We start from the raw sequence: 17,117 nt of genomic DNA on the forward strand, positions 1-17,117 counted from the left end.
AGATGAGAACACGCAGCGGCAACCTGAAGTTCATGAGATGCCGACAGTGTCCTCTCGTCGCATGAGCAAGCGGATGAAGGACGACGGATTCAGGGCTGACCAGTTCGCCAGGGTCCATAACGCTCATGTGAGCCGGATCAACACACTCATCGAAATACTCCGCGAGGCAGATTCTCCAGGCGGACGCGGCTACGTGCCTTACATTGCACCGCTCCACGGAGGCTCCGAGGGGGGAATCCCTGAGCATCCTTCGGGATCCCGGCCCGAAGACCCACGAGACAATGGGGTCGGGGATGCTCTGCTTCGAGAGCGCCGACGACACGGCTGTCCTGCGGTGCGACGTATTGTTCCCTTCCCGAGGCATTCTGCCGCAGGATGTCACAGCGTGGAACGCCTACCCCTGGTATCGGATTGACCAAGGGGCCGGACATACGATGGCGCAGACTCCGAAGGGCCTGGACCCGTTGTGGCGCATCCTCGCTGAAATGCCCGTCCTAGAGTTGTCGTGCTCCAGGGCAACAAGGCACGGAAGGGTCAATCAGGCACGAATCCCTCGCCCTAAGACTGACTCTTTAGCCACTCCTTCTTGAGCATCTTGAGAGCGAACTGACGTCGCGAATTCGGAGTCACCTCGCCGATGTTCGAAGGCGAGCCATCGACACCTTCAATTTCCGAGCCAAGGGACTCGTAGACCCGATTCAGACCGACCATGCGGTCCAGTGCTTCAAGTTCAAGGCTTCGGAGCGTTCGTTTGGCGCCCGCGCTTCCCACCGACGATTGTGCAACCACAAAGCTGCCTGCAACGTCGAGCATCGGCCATGCCCCTTCCTGGATGGCGGCCTGCAACCAGATTCTCGCGCCATTCTCGTCTAGCCTGATCCAGTCCCAGATAAGGTTCCAAACGTGGACGGGGAAGTCCAGCGGACTCAGGTTCCTAAGTTTGTCGAACTCTTCCTGGACGAGCTTCAGAAATCTCCCTTGGGCATCAGCATGGGCTGCCAGTCGTTCAGGAGTGTCCTGGGTAAGAAACCGATCCGTTCCCGTCGCGGCGTATATCCAGAATGATGCGAGCGCCAGCCCCTCTTCATGCTGTGCAGCGGATTCAAGCGCTGCCACAACGTCTCTGGCCGGAAGGGAAAGATAAACGCGTTGTGAAGCGTATTGAACTCGGGTCCTTGGGGTGACGAGATCGTATTCATCACTTAGAAGGCTGTATTGAGAAGCCAACCATTCGAGCAGCTGCACCCCACCCTGCTTTCGCTCCTCGAAGAGATTCTCGAGTTTATCTACAAGGATGTCCGTCTTCGCAGCAAACTCCGATCCAACGCGGAGCAAGTGCGGACCTGGTACACCGTCAATAATCTGCTGATAGGCAATCCTGACCAGCGCATCTGAAATGTCGCCTTCCGGTACTTGAAACGAAACGAAACGGTCGAAATAGTCGGGGTTCGAGATCCGGCCAGCCTTGGCCCGGGACGAGTGTTCTGTCTGCGACTCATGCCACGCGGACTGAAACCGCGGAAACAACAGCCCGAGAACGTATGCCACGCCATCAACATGGTTTTCCGAGACGCGCGAGGCAGTCAAATTCGCCGACCAGTGCTTTTTGCTGTACGTCTCGCGATTTCCGAACAGGCTATGCGCGTTCATAACAGCCTCGGATGTGCCCAGCAGCTCGTCCCGCTCCCTGATCATCAGGTCGTAAACGAGCGGCTCGGCCGTCCGGAGCCAAGACACGAGCAGGAAATCGACCCAGTCCACCTCGTCTTTGACCTGATCGAAAAAAGCGTCGATCTGTCCGAAATATCTCTTGATCGCCCGGGGCGTGTCCAACCTGTGCCTTATGTGGCCGCGGTAGGCCCAGGTGAAACGGTTCAGCTCTTCGGAGCTGGGACTGATGCTGAACCTGCTCGCAAATGAATTGACTGCCCCGTCCACCCAACTCGAGGTTTGCTCGGCCAGTAACGGCGGAAGATCAAGCCGAACCTGAACGATCTTTTCGAGATAGTTGATGGCCCGGCGTGGGTCCTCTGCGCCGACGAGACCCGTGCGGCTCAAAACGTCGAGCAAGGTCTCTTCGTCGTAGGAGACAAGGTAGTAAATATTTGGCAAACGCCCAATCAGCCGGATGAGCTTGAAAACCAGGAGCAACTCTTCAGGCGCCAGCCGATCCAGGTCGTCCAGGATCATGAGAACCGGTTTGCCGGCTTTGCGCAGAGCGATTTCTGCTGCTCTTCTGGACTCTGCGACGCTCGGTGCGGCAGCTATTAACTCCGCTACGCCTGCCACTGCCTTGGACGGATCAATGCCCGCGAGACTCGCCAAGCTGGAAATCGGAGCGATGGATCGGCTGAATCCGCTAATCGAATTGCGGACCTTTTTCCACGATTTGCCGGATGGCACCGACTTGTCAAGCTCACGGAAGAAGCCTTCCTGCAGAGACGGCAGGTCCTGGTAGTGCCAAGGATTGAAGTTGATTACAACCCAACCACGCCCCGCATCGGCGGGAATGCCTGCCAGCTTGCTGGTGAGGAGGTTCAACACACTAGTCTTGCCCGCTCCCCACGGCCCGATGAGCGCGATCACCGAGGACTCGCTCTGGGAGCGGATACGTTTCAGCAACTCGAGTGACGACTCCACGAAGCCCTCCATCCCCAACAAATCCGATTCGGGGGTGTCTCCGGAAATGGGGTCATCGCTCAGCCAGCCATCGACAGTTACGTTCATGGGCCGATTCTCCCATGTACCTCGAATTCCAAATTCTGCGATCAACTCTCAGTCCAGGCCCCAAGAAAGGTCCTCTGCCCGGTTCGCTCGCTTGGCATCACCAATCTCCGATTTCGGCTACGGCCAAGATTGCTTTCTCCGCGGCCGCAACGGCGGCTATAACTGAAATGACCGTCACCAGCGGTTGCAGCCGGCTTGGTGCAGGGAATCCAGCTGGCACAAGAGACTCTGGTCAGTCGTTGGCCGGGGCACAATCGAGGATCGACCCGCGAAAACCCGGGTTGAGTCCTAAGGGTCTTGCCGGGTGCTGAGGCGCCTTTCGTTCACCGGCAGCTGTGCAGGCAGAATCTTTCGATGGTTGTCTGAATAACTCGCTTCACAGCGCCTGCATCGCCAACCAGGTGTCAGGTTGCGTTTCGGCGATCTCGCTGACGGTGTGTTCGCCCGCTGCGTGAAGTGACACCAGGTGCCCCTCTTGCTTAGGATTCAGCTTCGGCTACCGCCCGCGGAGTTTTCCTTTGGCTTTGGCCAATTGCATCCCCCTGGCGTGTCCGGGACCGGTTCAAATCGGCCTCGAACTCGGCCATCATTGCAAAGGTATTGTAGAGAAGGCGCGAGGTGGGGTCCTTGGGGTCGTGGACCGAGGTGCCCAGCTGAAGGCTGACTGCCATTGCTGTTAGCTCCTCTACGATGTCGCGGGCGTCGGGCAATGACCGCGCGAGCCTGTCGAGTTTGGCGACTACGAGTACGTCCCCGCCTCTAAAGGCGGCTAGCGCCTCACGAAGGCCGGGACGGTCCCTATTGGTTCCGGTAAGCCCGTGGTCAACGTAGATGCGCGTCGCGCCGAGCTCCTCGAGCTGCAGAGAAGGTCATCGCGTCGGTCGCCCGCGGCCAGAGATCCGCGGGAACTGCTGCCGGTCGGTGGACTGCTGCCGCGTCGAAACGCGTGCGTGTCGAAACGCGTGCGTGGCCGACCAGTTTCGTCACGGGCTTCTCAGACGTGACTCGTAATTAGCGGTGAATACGCCGATGCAAACGGAAGGTTCCGAAACCTAGTTACGGGAATCGGCGGCCGCGGACGAATCCGCACAATTCCGCGAAAATTAGAGGATTGCCTCTGTGGCGGTCGCCAGGCCAGCGAGACGCCTCGTATCCCAAGGCATATGAGACACGTCTCTATAACAAACAAAACCTTGGTTCATCTGGTCCGCCTAAGGCCCTGACATCACCGCCGAGGGTAGTATCAAAAAAACTACACAACGAGCGGATGGAGCGAAGTGTTAGGCAATCTGCTTAAGGATGAGGTCCTAGACCTTGGTCCGTCCCCTGTCGATGCAGAGCCCGTAATGACCGACGAGCAAATCGCCGCGCGCTACATCACGGGAGAAATCCGAATCGTCACCGATCAAGCTCGGACGCAACTAGCCGAACTCTCTGCAGTTCTAGGTTCCGGTCGTTGGGAACTGCAACCTGATTTCCAAAGGCGCAGCCGTTGGAGCCAAGGTAAGCAGTCCCGGCTAATTGAGTCCTTCATCATGAACGTGCCGGTGCCTCCTATTTTTCTGTACGAGTACGAATACTCGAAGTACCAAGTAATGGACGGGCTTCAGCGGCTTACTGCGCTCGATGCTTTCTACAAGAACGAGCTCGTGCTCACCGACCTCGAGCACTGGCAAGTTCTTGAAGGACGGACCTATGAGGGACTGCCTCTCCAGCTCAAGCAGGGGATTGATCGCCGGTACCTTTCGAGCATCGTCTTGCTCTACGAGACGGCACAAAAGGCCGACCAGGCCGACCAGCTCAAACAGCTTGTTTTTGAGCGGATCAACAGCGGGGGCGAACATCTGACGCCTCAAGAATCCCGAAATGCCCTGAGCAAAGGCCCCCTCAACGAGCTTCTTCCCCCTCTGGCTCGTACGCCAAGCTTCTGCCGAGCATGGCGTATTCCAGAACCAGATGAATCCGAGCTTGAGACGGGTGGAGTTAGCGACGAGGTGCTCCAAAACGAGCGTTATCGTCAAATGGAAGACGTGGAAATGGTCTTGCGGTTCTTCGCGCATAGACAACGCGGAGCGGAGAGCGGGCCTCGACGACTTAGGACCTTCCTCGATGAGTACTGGAAGAACGCCAATCGCCGATTCACCCCGGAACTGGTCGCGGAAATCGGATCAATCTTCGTCCAAACAATTGATCTTGTCGAAGCAGTTCTCGGCGAACGGGCATTCTATATTCGGCGTGAACGCAATGGAGTCAAATCCTGGATTCCGAGATCGACTCTGTTGGCATACGACTCAGTGATGGCGGCATTTAGTAGGCATATTTCGTCCGCTGACGTACTCTACGATCGACGAGAAGAAGTCCTTGGAGGGTTGGCAGACCTCTATGACGAGAACTCGGCTGCTTTCGATGGGCGGCGCACTGACCCTCAAGACCTGGCCCAGCGGGACACTCTTATCGAGAACCTGTTGCTTCAGGTCATCACTCGCAGCTGATGCAGGCACTTCTGGAGAGCCTGGCCGTGGCAATCCACCGCCTGAAAGCCGAACTGCAACTTTATGACGTCCTGACCGACGCCTTGGCTGTTCGGTATGGCACCGATCCCACCGCCTTGCAGGAATATGACCGTCGTGCGAGACGTGCCACGTATTCGACGACGATAGTCAGCTGTTATGGGCTCATGGAGCAGACAATAGACTCCGTTTTGATTGCTATAGCTGCGGCATACGGGCGTATCTACGTCCGCCTCGACGACGTACCGGACGTCGTACGGAAAAACCATCGGGATTTGATCCTGACGTGTTTACGTGACGGTGACAGGGCGCGCACCCGAACGAAAGTCGTAGAACGAAGCGCACTCCACGCGCTCGGCCAAGAACCCGACGCTTCAACGCAACTAATTCCGGAAGTCTTTACCCTGTCGACCGCGAACTACCGCCTGCCCTACGTTCAGATGCTTTTCAACCGGCTTGGGGTTGATATAGGGGCAGGCCTTCCAACCAATCTGCCCGCCGACGAACTAACCAAGGTTGGATTTGCCAACTACGAATCGTTCCTCGAAGACCTCGTTCAACGCCGGAATGATCTAGCACACTCGTACGGCGATGACAACCTTATCGATCCCGGGCTGCTGGCTGCCTACGTCGAGATCGTGAGCAGCTATCTCCGGTCAATTAATCGAGTTGCCCACTTAGCCCTCCTTCAGCTTCTAAGTCAGAAACAACTTTCGCCTATCGGCACGATTGTGAAGACGTGGACTGGACGTATAGGCATTCGCTTTACCGGAGGCTCCATCAAGGTCGGAGATCAATTGCTGCTGATAAAAGATGAGTGGAGTACTTCGCACTACGTGACGGCCCTTCAAAACGACGGATGCTCATTGGACGAGGCAGCGTTTGCTGGAGTCGACATGGACGTCTCTGCTCAAGTTTCTGATGTTCCGGCGAACGCCGAAAACTCGAAGGTATATGTCATTCCGACGGAATGGAAAGATCTCTGGCCAGCCCAAGTCAAGTGGTAGGAACGGGGTTAGGCCGCACTCTTAGCCTCAAGTGTCTCAAAACCCACCTGTGCCGGAACATATGCCATGCGAGACGATGCAAAGCCTGGAAGTGCGACTCCGAGCGATCACAAAAATGCCGCCAGTTGAAAGGCCCTAGGCGGAGCGAAAGGAGCTACCGGCGGCGGCGTATGAGAGTCCCCCTGACTTGTACGAATGACGCAGGATCTCGCACTCGGCATCCTCAAGCTGGCTCGCGTCGACAGGTTCATCAGAGAGCATTTGCGGCTAGTGGGGCTCGGCCTGAGCTCCGGAATAGTAGCGTGCCTCCGCCGAAGACGACCGGGGCAGGCAGGTTTTAATGCGCAGCAGACCGTAAATGCGCCTGCTGAGTCGCGGCTAGGTCTTCAGCGCCGAGGGCCCGCCCGGAGCAAACCCGCGGGACCTCAAGGACTTCGCCAATTGCAGCATCGGTGCCAACCCAGGGAACGTGTCCGTCTTCAACGAAGCATGGAATGAAATGGGGGCCGATGCCCGCGCTGAACAGGTCCGCAAAGGTAGTCGACTATCTGCTTCGGGGGACATCGCCCGCCGATCTTGAGGGCCGCTTCACTTCCCTCATCACGGACACCACGTCCTTCGGGACAAAGGCGGTCAACAATGACGTCAACACTGGAGACCAGGTCGCAACAGGTCGATGTCGGTGACACCGCCCTGCACGTGTCCATCGCTGGCCAGGGCCTGCCTCTGGTCTGGCTGCACGGCAGCGGCCCCGGCGCGAGCGGACTTTCCAACTTCCAGACCAATCTGGAGGCCTTTCCGGACTTCCAGAACCTCGGCGTGGGTGGTGGTGGCGGCGAACTGGCCGCCGACGGGAATGCCTTTGGGCTGGCGCGCCTTGGGAATCGATGCTCATACCCTGCCTATCGACGCATGATTAGCGGTATGGGGAAAATAATTTCAGGACGGACCGCTTTCATCGCCGCCGCCATCGGCACAGCCGGGGTCTATCTCGGGGTCCGGCTCTGGTGGGATGCCTTCTGTGTTCTCTCGTGCACCCTCGTGGAGCAGAACGCCAGCGATGACGCTCAACTCCTGCTAGTCATCTCGTTCCTGCTGGTGCTCGGCGCGGTCGTCGTTGCCATCAAAGCGGTCCGCCAGCGGGTGGACCGGCGCTGGGCCGTCGCTGCCCTCTGGGTATCCGGGGTACCTCTGGCCTTCGGTCTGATTGCCGTCCCGTTATTCGTCGTGGTCCTCGGATCCTGAGCCTGTCACACGCCGGGGCCCGCAAAGATGGAGCCCCTATTTCTCCTGTTTCTTGACGGTCTCCAAGCTGCGGATGCGCTCCTGCGCGGTCGCCAGTTCCACACGGAGGCGCTGAGCCTCTGCTTCGGCGTGTTCGCGGCGCCCCTGCTCTATGTTCAGATCCTGGACCGCCTTCGCCGCTTCAGCGCCGGCTGCCTGCGCCTGGCTGGCCGCCTCGGCGGACTCAGCCTGGTACCGGTCGGCCGTCCGCTGGGCGTTGTCCCGGGACGTCTCCGTCTCCGTAAGCCTGGCCCTCAGTTCCGATGCCCCGGCTTCGGCTGCCACCCGTGCCTGCCGCGCCTCAGCTTCTGCGCTCCGGGCGACCGCTGTCTCCTGCCGCGCGGCCTCAATAGCCGTCCGGCCCTTTTCGAGGTCCGCTTTTTGCCGGTCCCGCTCTGCGATCAGGCGCTTGCGCTCATCTGCCATCGTCTCATTGCTTGCTTCCGCCTTGTCAGCGCGGGATCGCTGGGCGGTCAGGGCCTCGGCCGCAGCTGTTGCAGAGGCATCGGCCTGCTCCTGCGCCCTTGCGGCGACCCGCAGAGCCTCATCGCGCTGGGTTTCAAGTTGCTCCACGTCCTCGGCCATGGAGCTGCGCTCTGCCTCAGACTGCTGGAGCTTGGCCTGCCACCCGGACCGGGCCTGCTCAAATTCGCCCCGCGCAATGGTGAACGCCTCGCGCCACAGTGCGGCGAACCTTGCCTCGACGGCCGGCGGAGGATCCGGCACGAGGCCGGCACGGGCTTCGCGCTCATTCCAGATCCGGGCAGCCTCGACAGCAACGGCCATCCGCACTCCGGACCGGGCGCGGACAGCCCTGCCGGTTACGGGGGTTCCCTCCGCTGCCAGTGCCTCAGCGGCCTCGGCGGCACGTCGTTCCGCGGACTCCTGCTCGACCGGGCTCTCGCTCATCCTGGGCTCCTTCGGAGGGGTATCAATGGTATCAACGTTACCCGCTACCCGTGTTACCGGGGCCGCAGTCCGTGCACATGACGCAAGTATGACGCCGAGCATTCCCGGGTGTCATTGCCGGGGTTCGCCACTCGCTGGCGCCCGGGCCGGTGCGGCCGGGTCTGCAATGAGGTTCCCGGACCCTGAGAAACACAAATGGCCCCCGACGCGATGCCGGGGGCCATTCTCCGTGAATCCTACTTGGCGAGTGCCACCTTGTACTTCGTGTTGCCGAACAGTTCCATGAAAGCTTCAGCGAAGCGCTTCGGGAGACCGGCGACGCCCTTGGGCAGGTTGTTTGCGAGCTTCTGTGCGGAGGGGAACGCCACGCCCGGCCTGCCGCCCTCGGCGCACTTGGCGAGGACGATTGCCGCCTTGCGCCACAGGTCCCCGTCACCGGAGAGGCCCAGTGCCGTCACACCCTGCACGAGGGCGAACAGGCGGTCAGCACGTTCCTCTTTCCAGTTCACCTGCACGGTGCCGTCGATAACTTCCATCGGGTCGTGCAGGTCAGCGGAGGCCAGCCAGGAGAAGTATTCGGTGGCGGCACCCTCGCCGACGAGACCCTCGACGACCAGGAAAGCGGCTTCTTCGTCGTAGCGGTCCAGGTGGGACAGGACGCTGATCACGTTGGTCCAGGAGCGCGGGGACGGCCACGCGCCACCGGCCTTGACGGCGTCGGTGGGAACCGGCGGGGTCATGAACTTCGAGTTGATCTTCAGGAACGTGGTCACGGCGGCGGAGACAGCGGCCTTGCGGGAGACCGGGTCAGCGGCCAGCATGTCCGCCAGCGGAAGCGGCGTCGTGTTCTGGAAGCCGGTGCCGACGTTTTCGAGCCAGTTGGTCGAATCGAAAACCCATTTCAGGTGCATCATGCGGTTCGCCATCGGGGCCGGGAGGTCGTAGGCGTCCACCGCGGTGTCGATCGGGTTCATCAGGGCCACGATGGAGACGGAGTCGTTGAGCTTCGTGTCGCCGACGTAGCGTTCCTGCACGACGCGGAGCATGCCTTTCATCGTGGACGGGGCCGAGGTGTTGAACTCGTCGAGCAGGAGCAGACCCTTTTCGGCGCGGTTCAGGTTCTGCACCCACTGGAAGGACGAGTACTTGATCGCGCCCTCATCCTCGATCATCACGCCGAGGAAGTCGGTCGCTTCACGGTTCGAGCCGATCACGGTTTCGCAGTGACGGCCCCAGCCGGAGGTCGAGGATTCCATGGTGGCCGTCTTGCCCTGGCCGGGCTCACCGATAACACCGGTGGGGACGTTGGCCTGGACGCCAGCGGCAAGTGCGCGCTGGAACGGGGAGCCGGGGAATTTGTGGATCGAGGCCATGATGTTCTCCTAAGAGGTAGGTGGGCTGTTGCCCTTTGCTACCTCTCATGTGTGCGGAGTCCGGAAACCCTCTCACCGCCCGGCGATGCATTCAGTGGTGTGCCGTCCAGGCACCGGAGCGGCTGGCCGCCGGCGCTTGGGCACAGGCTGTCGGCGGCCAGGGCCCTGATCAGGCGCACAAAGGCAGGTCATCCCGGATCAGCTGGGCAGAAAATGTCAATGAGTCCGCGACCATTTGTCCAAGCTGCTTGCGGTTCGTATGGACAACCTTGATGAAGTCCTCAAGCGCACCACGTGCCTTAGCGACGTTTTTCTGGGTGAGCGCGCCGCCCAGTAGCGCGGCTGCTTCCTCCAACGGGGCGACCAGTTTGGCCTTGATCTTTTCGCTCACCTGACTCTCAAGGACGTCGTCATGGAGGGCAGAAATGGTCTGTACCGGGTCGAAGGTGGAGAGTTGGTAGGGCGCATCTCCGGGATCCAGCCGTGTCCGGACGTGATTAGCGTCGATGAACTCGACTACGGTCTGCTGAACGTCGGATGCATCGGCGTAGCTCGGGGATGCCGGCAGCGCCGTCGAATCGAACATGGTGCCTTGGAAATCGGCGAGCAGGAATCTGACGAGATTCAAGTCAAGGCCAAATAGCTTCTTGCCGGCAACCGCGGCGCCTGCAGCCCGGACGTCGATCGAGTCCTCGTCGGGGCCCGCGTTGTTGAAGACTGTGGCGCCGGTACCGTCTCCTGACATGGACGCGCACTCTTTTCCCACTTCGACGATAAACATCCTGAGCGGCCCGTAACTCTCATATGTTCCGTCGCCCGATGATCCGAATGGACCGCTTCCGGGAGCCAGGGCGAGGTCATACGAGTAGAGGATGCGCAATGGCGTGACAACGCTTCCTCCGACTTCGGTGGCATCGACCGTCGTTTTGAGCTCAAAGATTATCGAGGGTTCGGCATGTGCCGGGGTGCTGATCCCAAAGGCAAGAACAGTTGTGAGCGTGAAGATGGATGCTGCGATGGGTAGTTTGTGGGCCATGGTCGTCTCCGATGAGTTGTGGATCGGGAGCCGCACACCCAGTTCGAGGCTGAGGAGACCTGTGCGTTGAGTAACGGGCCGTAGCCCTGACAGCGGTCGTACCGCACAGCGTCACGCCGGACACCCGGCACGTCCGCACAGGTTATTGCCAGATCAGCGCTGGCGGCAAGGGCTTTTTGTCCGGTCCCATGGCCCGCGATCCCGTCGGCTTACGCGACACCGAGACGGCCATTCCCAACTGTGTACTGGCCGCCGCCGGCTATCTGTCGAACGGTGTTCTGGCTGGTCATGTTTCCCCAATGGCTTCTGAAAGAAACCATGCGTAGGCCTCAGTCGCGGGCTGCCGGCTCGTGACGATTGCCGGCGTACTTGGATGCACCCTGGCGGGTCCGGACTGGTCCGGTCACGGGCCCTTCCGCTCCGAACTGCTTCAGATAGCGGTACATGGTTGCCTTGGACCAATTCACCGCTTCCGCCGCGTCCATCGACGACATCCCCTCTGACATCATCTGTCGGCACAGCCGCACCTTGTTCTCCACCGTTTCCGCTTTGGGCGCCGGCTTGCCGAACCGGACGCCCCGGGCCTTCGCAGCCATCACCCCGGCCCTGACTCTTTCGTTGATCAGCTCGCGCTCGTACTCGGCAAGGCTGGCGAACAAGGCCAGTTGAAGCCGTCCGTGGGCCGTAGAAGGGTCCACCCCGTCCATGATCGAATGCAGCCTGATGCCGCGGGAAGTGATGTCGTTGACCGTGTTGATGACATCGACCAGGGACCGGCCGAGACGATCGATTCTCCAGCAGAAGATCTCGTCCCCGTCGCGGGCGTAGTCCAGGAGCTTGGCCATCTGGGGCCGTTCGCGTGCCGACTTCGCTCCGGACATCTCGTCGAGGAAAATCTTGTCCTCAGCAACCCCCGCCGCGATGAGAGCCTCAACCTGCATGGCTGCGTTCTGGTCACTGGTGCTGATCCGCGCGTACCCAAGTTTCATGCGTTCCCCCGCTCTGTCTCGTCTCGTAAGTCCTTAAGGAGTTTCAAGACGACCCGATGAGACAGACTGTACGAGACAGCTGTGACACTGAAACGGCGGTAAATCAGGTCCCAGGCGAGATTCCCCCTTAACTAGAGTTCCTGAGACGGATACGCCGAGTGCGAATGCCCGCGGTGCCAGCGCCGGGAACAGGTAAATTCTTGATATGTGGGACAGGGATCAAGGGCAGGATCGGTACAACCGGTACTCCGATTTTCGCCAGGCGACTCGGCGGCATGCTCCATCTGAGTTGATTCCCGAGATTGCCGCTCGTGCCGCAGAGCAAACCTACGAGACGGACTTCGAAAAGTGGGCTAGTGGCATTCCGCCTTGGGCTTACGCGGCGATGGCCCGCGACTGCATGGTTCATAGCGATGAACGACGGCACCGGCCAGTGACTGAGGAAGCCATAAAGCATATGTGCAACCTTTTCGTGAACTCCCACGAACCGGATCAGGAACTGCAGGATATTTTCCGAATGATGTCCGGCTACGTCTACGAACAGGCCGTGTACCAAAAGTCCCTCAAGCACGAGACGGCGCGTGCCTATCTCCTGTTCACGAAGACTGAAGTTCAGCCTCGCTACAACGTTCCAGATGCTCGGGACTGGGCTGCCTACATAGGCGTTCCCCTTAAGACTGCTATGACTGCATCGTTCATGCTCGCTGCTCTTACTGCCACACACGCAGGTACTTTTGATCCTCAGTTCCCGCTATCGGATGACTATCGGCCGATGGAGGGTCTGGTGCCGGGGAGAGATTTTCGGCATGTGCTGGATCTTCTGACTACGACCGTCCCTCAGGCCAAGGTGAGAAGTAGCGAGGTTCGTCTTTTACCTCCCCCGCTCCACAGGTATGCGTTCAATCCCCTTGTGGAGCGGCCGTTCGTTGCGTTGGACGAGGGGTTACGATATGCACCGCAGCCAAAGTTCATCAGCACCTCCTTTTCTGTTGAAAACCTCTACTACCGTGGAGTGGCTCAGTGGGGGCAGTCATTTGGCCCGGCTTTCGGCGCTAGGGTTGAGTCGTACACGGGGATGCAGCTTAGGCACACTGGCCACCATGAAGTGCATCCAGAATTCTCATGGACCAAGCCTCGTTCCGGACGAATGCTCTCCTCCGACTGGTTCCTCATAACTCCGGCCGCTACGGTACTCATCGAGTGTAAATCCGCCCGCATGAGTCTTGAAGCCAAGGCTGGGACCGAAGCGGCAGATACCTTGCTGGAGCGATACATTGGCCGCGCCTATGGGCAGCTTGCTAAGAATGCTGCAGAAATCCGCGCGGGAAACCCCTCCTTTGCACATATCCCCTCTGATCGGCCACTAATAGGGCTTGTCGTGACTGCGGAACCCATGTTCGGGGCAAATCATATTGACATGAGGGAACGGTTCGGCTCCCCTGATCTTCCTGTTCTGACCGCTGCACTCGAAGACATCGAACTCATAGCTGCGCTCTCTCCTGAAGTAGTGGGCACAGCGTTGCTGAAAATAGTCGTTGACCCGGAACTGGCGACGTGGAGTCTAAGGCAGTCGGTTATAGAAACGGTTGGGAGAAATCGCATACCGAAGAACGAGCTGATTGAGCGCACCTTCGAAGAGCTCACACCGTTCACCGCATATCGACGTCAACACCCTCCCGGCGCATCCTTCGGTATGTTTCCCGCGTTCTGATTGCCTGCTGTGCCACGCTCATCCCTCAAGCTTTACGCTGCCGCTTTTAGGCGAAATCTGATCAAGGTCCTCCGGCCCAACCATCTTCCAGCCATGCGTAACATCTGCCCCTCGCGGCCGCGCTACTTGCACCTCACTGAGCCGTGCAGTTTGATCACTGCATGGCAAGCGAATGGGTTTACGACCTGCGGGGCAAGGAAGTTGTCTTCACCGGAAAGATCGAAGACTACAGCGAAGCGGAGCTGACGGAGATCGCCCTGAAGATGGGCGCCAGCCGGGTGAAGGACTGGGTCAACAAGTCCAGCACCGACGTCCTGGTCCGCGGCTGGAGCCCCCACTGGAAGTACGGGAACTTCGGCACGAAGGAAAAGCAGACCGCGGAGATGCAACGGGCCGGCCACCATATCCAGATCATCGACACGGAGGGCTTCCTTGGGCTCCGTTCCAGCCTCCCTGCCCCGGCTCTAAAGCCCAACGTCGCCGATGCACCAGCGCGGGCGAACGCAGCGGAAGGTGGGCTGGCAGGCGCCCCATACCGGGCAGGTACTTTCGCCGGCGGGCTTCAGGGAGACGGCGAGCACTACCGTGATCCGGACATCATGGAACGGGGGCTCAAAGCCCACTCGGCAACACAGGACGCGCTGGCAAAACTGCTGGGCATGCATGGGTTCACACCGCTGTCCCCATTCGACAGGAGGTGCAACTTCGATTTGGCATGGAAGCTCGGCGATGGCACGGTCGGTGTCGCAGAGGTCAAAAGCAACACAGAGGGGAACGAAGCCTTCCAAATCCGGCATGGCCTAGGACAGGTGCTGGACTACGGCCACCGGATGAAGGGCCGCGGCTTCCGTCCGAAGCTCTTTCTCGTCCTCGAACGGAAACCCTGGGACGCAAGCCATTGGAAACCACTCTGCGCTGAAAACGATGTGGCCCTGACGTGGGGTCCCTTCTTCCCCGGAATTACGTGAGCTTGAGTCGGACAGTGCCTCGGAATCCTGGGCATGGGGAGCCGCCTGCGAACGCACGGCAACGACGGCGGCCGTATGGCGCTTGGTCAGCCTGGGGTCGCGCCAAGGTGTGCATACTTTTGGAATCGGCAGCTACTCGAAGAGCTCGATGCGCGGTGCGCCCTGAACGCCTCCGCGATGGAGGGCTTCCTTTAGATCGTCTCGGTCGATAAACGCTCTGGCGGTGTCCACATTGTCGAAATGATGGATGACCAGGACATTATTCGGATCATCGGCCATCCGGTGCACCGACTCCTGGGTCACCCCGCCCTCTTTCTGCATGTCGGCGACGGAATCGTAGACTTTGCGCCAGGCGTCGTAATCGGCGACACGGTGAAGGATGGTTGCAACGGCCATGGTGCTTCTCCTTTGAAGCGTGCCGCGCTGTTCCTTCTGGGACTGTGAACGTCATAGACCCCTGATCTTCGAAGGCGCGCGCACAACTGTCTGTGGCGCCCCAGAATTGGACCGCCTACTCGCTGTGTTACTCCCGGCCTGGCAGGTTGTCAATGGCATCAGCCATCACCGTCCATCGTCGGCGGACGAGCTGACTTTCAGTTCACAGCAGATTTCCAACCGGGTTCCGGCTTGCGGAGCATAGCCAACCCTCGTGCCAACAGACAGGCGTTCTGTTGGCATTTTTCCTCCGGCGCCTAGATGAACGTCCGGACTGAAGGCGTGTTCATGCCCGCCGCCGGCGGGTTGATGAGCTCGTAACCGAGTGACATTCGTCCAGTATCTGCCCCCTGCGCCCTCCGCAGAAATCTCCCCTACGCCTCCTACAGGCAGCAGAAGCTTTTCGGGTCGTCGGCGCCCAGCAGGTCGTGATGGAAGACGATGGCGTCTACCGGCCGGGTGTCCACGAACAGGACCCCGGACGTCCGGGAGTGCACCACCGTGTACCGGGTCAGGTCTTCCACCCAGGAATGGATCCCGGTGTACTCCTCGACGAACAACCCATCACCGAGCAGCCCCCGCCGCTCGAGCAGGTCATAGACAACATTCCAAGCGAAATCCATCAGTTCGTGGATGGCTGCCTCGACAGTTGGAGCCGTCATAAATCCATGGTGCTCCCGAGCACTGACAGTCTTGCGGACCCGCGGCGGGCGTGTCCCGGAGGTGGCGATCGGCGGGTACTGGTCAACGAAAATCTCCCCGCCAGGACGCGGAATACTGCCGGCCGTCGGCTCGTGCATCAGCCATCCGTCAACGAAGCTGACTACTCGCTATCAGACTCCGAATCATCCTTGAGCTCACCGGCGGCAATCCGTTCGGCGGTGCGCCGGTAGGCCTCGGTGATGAAGTCTTCAATGTCGCTGGCCCCGATGCGCCAGATGCCCCTTCCGCCGACCTGGATTCCGCGAAGCTCCCCTGTTCTGAGCAGGGCCCGGATCTGGTTCTGGTTCACATTCAGCTCTTCGGCCGCCTGGGCAATGGTCAGGAAGCGCAGCTTCTGGGGTTCGTCGGTCACCGGACCATCCTATGTGTGGCCGGGTCGCTCCGGCCGTAAGCCTGACGTGCACATACACTTTCGATCATGCGCGTCTTCGACACCACACTCGACTACAAAACGGACACCCCTTCGACGACCAAACCCGACGCCGACAGGGACAGCCAGACGCTCCGGGCGGACCATGAACTGTTGTGGAGCAAGAAGCTGCCCTTGTCCGAGAAGATTTTCGCCCCGAAGGTGACAACCCGCCGGAGCGAGTACCTCATCTTCACGGATGCCGATAATAAGAGGCATTGCTATGGCAGCGATGCCATCACCAGCTCCTACACCGATTGGGTGGAGGCGAAGAAGCCGAGGTCGAAGGCTCTGGTCGACGCCATCGCCGGGCTGAGTGACGAGCAGAAGCTCCGCTACCTGAGTCCTCAGTACACTATCGGCAGTGCGATGATCTGGCCGGTCCGAAAGGCGGACTTCTGGACCAGGGAAGGTCCGGGGGTGAGCTCGTGGAGTCCCTCACGGCGCTGGTCGAGGATTACCGGCCTGTTGCCGAGTCAGGCCGACTCTTGCTCACCATCAGGGTCCGCCGTGGATTCGATGATCGTCCCCAGTCCCTGAAGGAACATCCTGCGGCCGTTGCCGCCGTCCGTCCAAAGCCAGATGATCGAGAAGTCCTCCGTGGCGGCATCCACGACGCCGGTGCCTTTGACCGACCCTTCAGCGAAGCGGACGTGCTCACCAATGCTGAACCGGGGATGCCTCACCCGATTCCTGGTCCTGCGAGGTGTGGTGTCCTGGGTGGTTGTTGACATAAGTGTCCTTCGGTCGCGGATGGTCTCTGCCAGCTCATAAAGACCCTGCCCGCTGCTCCCAGGTCACGCGACGTGCACGTGGTACCTCCAGCATATCGGCTGGACGGCGCACCGCCCTGCAGGCCCGCGGATGTACGTGACTGTCAGCAGCTTCCGGCGGAGCAGCCCGGCTGGTGGATACGCTCCCGCCCGACTACCTGCTCAACCGCATCGACGGCGGCGCGGTGACCGGAATGCGCGGGATGTTCGTCTCCACTGAGATGAAACGCCGACAGCTTACTACTGACTCCTGCTAAAACGAG

16 protein-coding genes and 1 pseudogene are annotated in these 17,117 nt (G+C 60.0%); 7 read left to right on the plus strand and 10 right to left on the minus strand.

Features of this window, described 5'->3' with window-relative positions; all coding sequences use genetic code 11:
• Positions 1–558: 558 nt before the first annotated feature.
• Together AC50X9_RS16910 and AC50X9_RS16915 are read right to left on the minus strand one after the other, a co-directional pair.
• Complete coding sequence (locus AC50X9_RS16910; protein ID WP_494895311.1) at positions 559–2,727, minus strand: KAP family P-loop NTPase fold protein; 2,169 nt, start codon at positions 2,725–2,727, stop codon at positions 559–561.
• A 376-nt stretch (positions 2,728–3,103) separates the two neighbouring features.
• Positions 3,104–3,590 (minus strand): annotated as a pseudogene (locus AC50X9_RS16915) (recombinase family protein).
• A 483-nt stretch (positions 3,591–4,073) separates the two neighbouring features.
• Between AC50X9_RS16915 and AC50X9_RS16920 the strand changes: the two are divergent.
• The 3 genes from AC50X9_RS16920 (at position 4,074) to AC50X9_RS16930 (ending at position 7,489) form a co-directional block, all read left to right on the plus strand.
• Positions 4,074–5,219, plus strand: coding sequence for a GmrSD restriction endonuclease domain-containing protein (locus tag AC50X9_RS16920; protein WP_494895313.1), 1,146 nt, complete (start codon positions 4,074–4,076; stop codon positions 5,217–5,219).
• The gene (locus AC50X9_RS16925) at positions 5,219–6,244 is read left to right on the plus strand and encodes a hypothetical protein (RefSeq protein WP_494895315.1); all 1,026 of its coding nucleotides are present in this window, start codon (positions 5,219–5,221) and stop codon (positions 6,242–6,244) included. The genes AC50X9_RS16920 and AC50X9_RS16925 overlap by 1 nt, the downstream gene beginning before the upstream one ends.
• 639 nt (positions 6,245–6,883) lie before the next feature.
• The gene (locus AC50X9_RS16930; RefSeq protein WP_494895318.1) at positions 6,884–7,489 is read left to right on the plus strand and encodes a hypothetical protein; all 606 of its coding nucleotides are present in this window, start codon (positions 6,884–6,886) and stop codon (positions 7,487–7,489) included.
• Positions 7,490–7,525: 36 nt separating this feature from the next.
• On the opposite strand, the gene AC50X9_RS16935 is transcribed toward AC50X9_RS16930, so the two are convergent.
• The 4 genes from AC50X9_RS16935 to AC50X9_RS16950 form a co-directional block, all read right to left on the minus strand.
• The gene (locus tag AC50X9_RS16935) at positions 7,526–8,437 is read right to left on the minus strand and encodes a DNA-binding protein (protein WP_494895322.1); all 912 of its coding nucleotides are present in this window, start codon (positions 8,435–8,437) and stop codon (positions 7,526–7,528) included.
• Positions 8,438–8,673: 236 nt separating this feature from the next.
• On the minus strand, positions 8,674–9,810 hold the full coding sequence (locus tag AC50X9_RS16940; RefSeq protein ID WP_494895324.1) for a P-loop NTPase family protein: 1,137 nt from the start codon (positions 9,808–9,810) through the stop codon (positions 8,674–8,676).
• 169 nt (positions 9,811–9,979) lie between these two features.
• Complete coding sequence (locus AC50X9_RS16945; RefSeq protein WP_494895326.1) at positions 9,980–10,846, minus strand: hypothetical protein; 867 nt, start codon at positions 10,844–10,846, stop codon at positions 9,980–9,982.
• A 329-nt stretch (positions 10,847–11,175) separates the two neighbouring features.
• On the minus strand, positions 11,176–11,835 hold the full coding sequence (locus AC50X9_RS16950; RefSeq protein WP_494895328.1) for a recombinase family protein: 660 nt from the start codon (positions 11,833–11,835) through the stop codon (positions 11,176–11,178).
• 433 nt (positions 11,836–12,268) lie between these two features.
• Here AC50X9_RS16950 and AC50X9_RS16955 point away from each other — a divergent pair, with 433 nt between their 5' ends.
• Positions 12,269–13,546, plus strand: a complete 1,278-nt coding sequence (locus AC50X9_RS16955; protein ID WP_494895330.1) for a hypothetical protein — start codon at positions 12,269–12,271, stop codon at positions 13,544–13,546.
• Between the two features lie 161 nt (positions 13,547–13,707).
• On the plus strand, positions 13,708–14,514 hold the full coding sequence (locus AC50X9_RS16960; RefSeq protein ID WP_494895332.1) for a BRCT domain-containing protein: 807 nt from the start codon (positions 13,708–13,710) through the stop codon (positions 14,512–14,514).
• Positions 14,515–14,646: 132 nt separating this feature from the next.
• On the opposite strand, the gene AC50X9_RS16965 is transcribed toward AC50X9_RS16960, so the two are convergent.
• The 3 genes from AC50X9_RS16965 to AC50X9_RS16975 form a co-directional block, all read right to left on the minus strand.
• Entirely contained in the window at positions 14,647–14,910 is a 264-nt protein-coding gene (locus tag AC50X9_RS16965) for a hypothetical protein (RefSeq protein WP_494895334.1), read from the minus strand.
• A gap of 422 nt (positions 14,911–15,332) precedes the next feature.
• Entirely contained in the window at positions 15,333–15,611 is a 279-nt protein-coding gene (locus tag AC50X9_RS16970) for a hypothetical protein (RefSeq protein WP_494895336.1), read from the minus strand.
• A 161-nt stretch (positions 15,612–15,772) separates the two neighbouring features.
• Complete coding sequence (locus AC50X9_RS16975; protein ID WP_494895338.1) at positions 15,773–16,024, minus strand: helix-turn-helix domain-containing protein; 252 nt, start codon at positions 16,022–16,024, stop codon at positions 15,773–15,775.
• A gap of 66 nt (positions 16,025–16,090) precedes the next feature.
• On the opposite strand from AC50X9_RS16975, the gene AC50X9_RS16980 reads away from it, so the two are divergent.
• On the plus strand, positions 16,091–16,621 hold the full coding sequence (locus tag AC50X9_RS16980) for a DUF6994 family protein (protein WP_494895340.1): 531 nt from the start codon (positions 16,091–16,093) through the stop codon (positions 16,619–16,621).
• On the opposite strand, the gene AC50X9_RS16985 is transcribed toward AC50X9_RS16980, so the two are convergent.
• On the minus strand, positions 16,558–16,815 hold the full coding sequence (locus tag AC50X9_RS16985; RefSeq protein ID WP_494895342.1) for a hypothetical protein: 258 nt from the start codon (positions 16,813–16,815) through the stop codon (positions 16,558–16,560). The genes AC50X9_RS16980 and AC50X9_RS16985 overlap by 64 nt on opposite strands.
• Positions 16,816–16,988: 173 nt before the next feature.
• Here AC50X9_RS16985 and AC50X9_RS16990 point away from each other — a divergent pair, with 173 nt between their 5' ends.
• The gene (locus AC50X9_RS16990; RefSeq protein ID WP_494895344.1) at positions 16,989–17,111 is read left to right on the plus strand and encodes a hypothetical protein; all 123 of its coding nucleotides are present in this window, start codon (positions 16,989–16,991) and stop codon (positions 17,109–17,111) included.
• Positions 17,112–17,117 lie beyond the last annotated feature (6 nt).

Source organism: Pseudarthrobacter sp. HLT1-3, assembly GCF_059383535.1.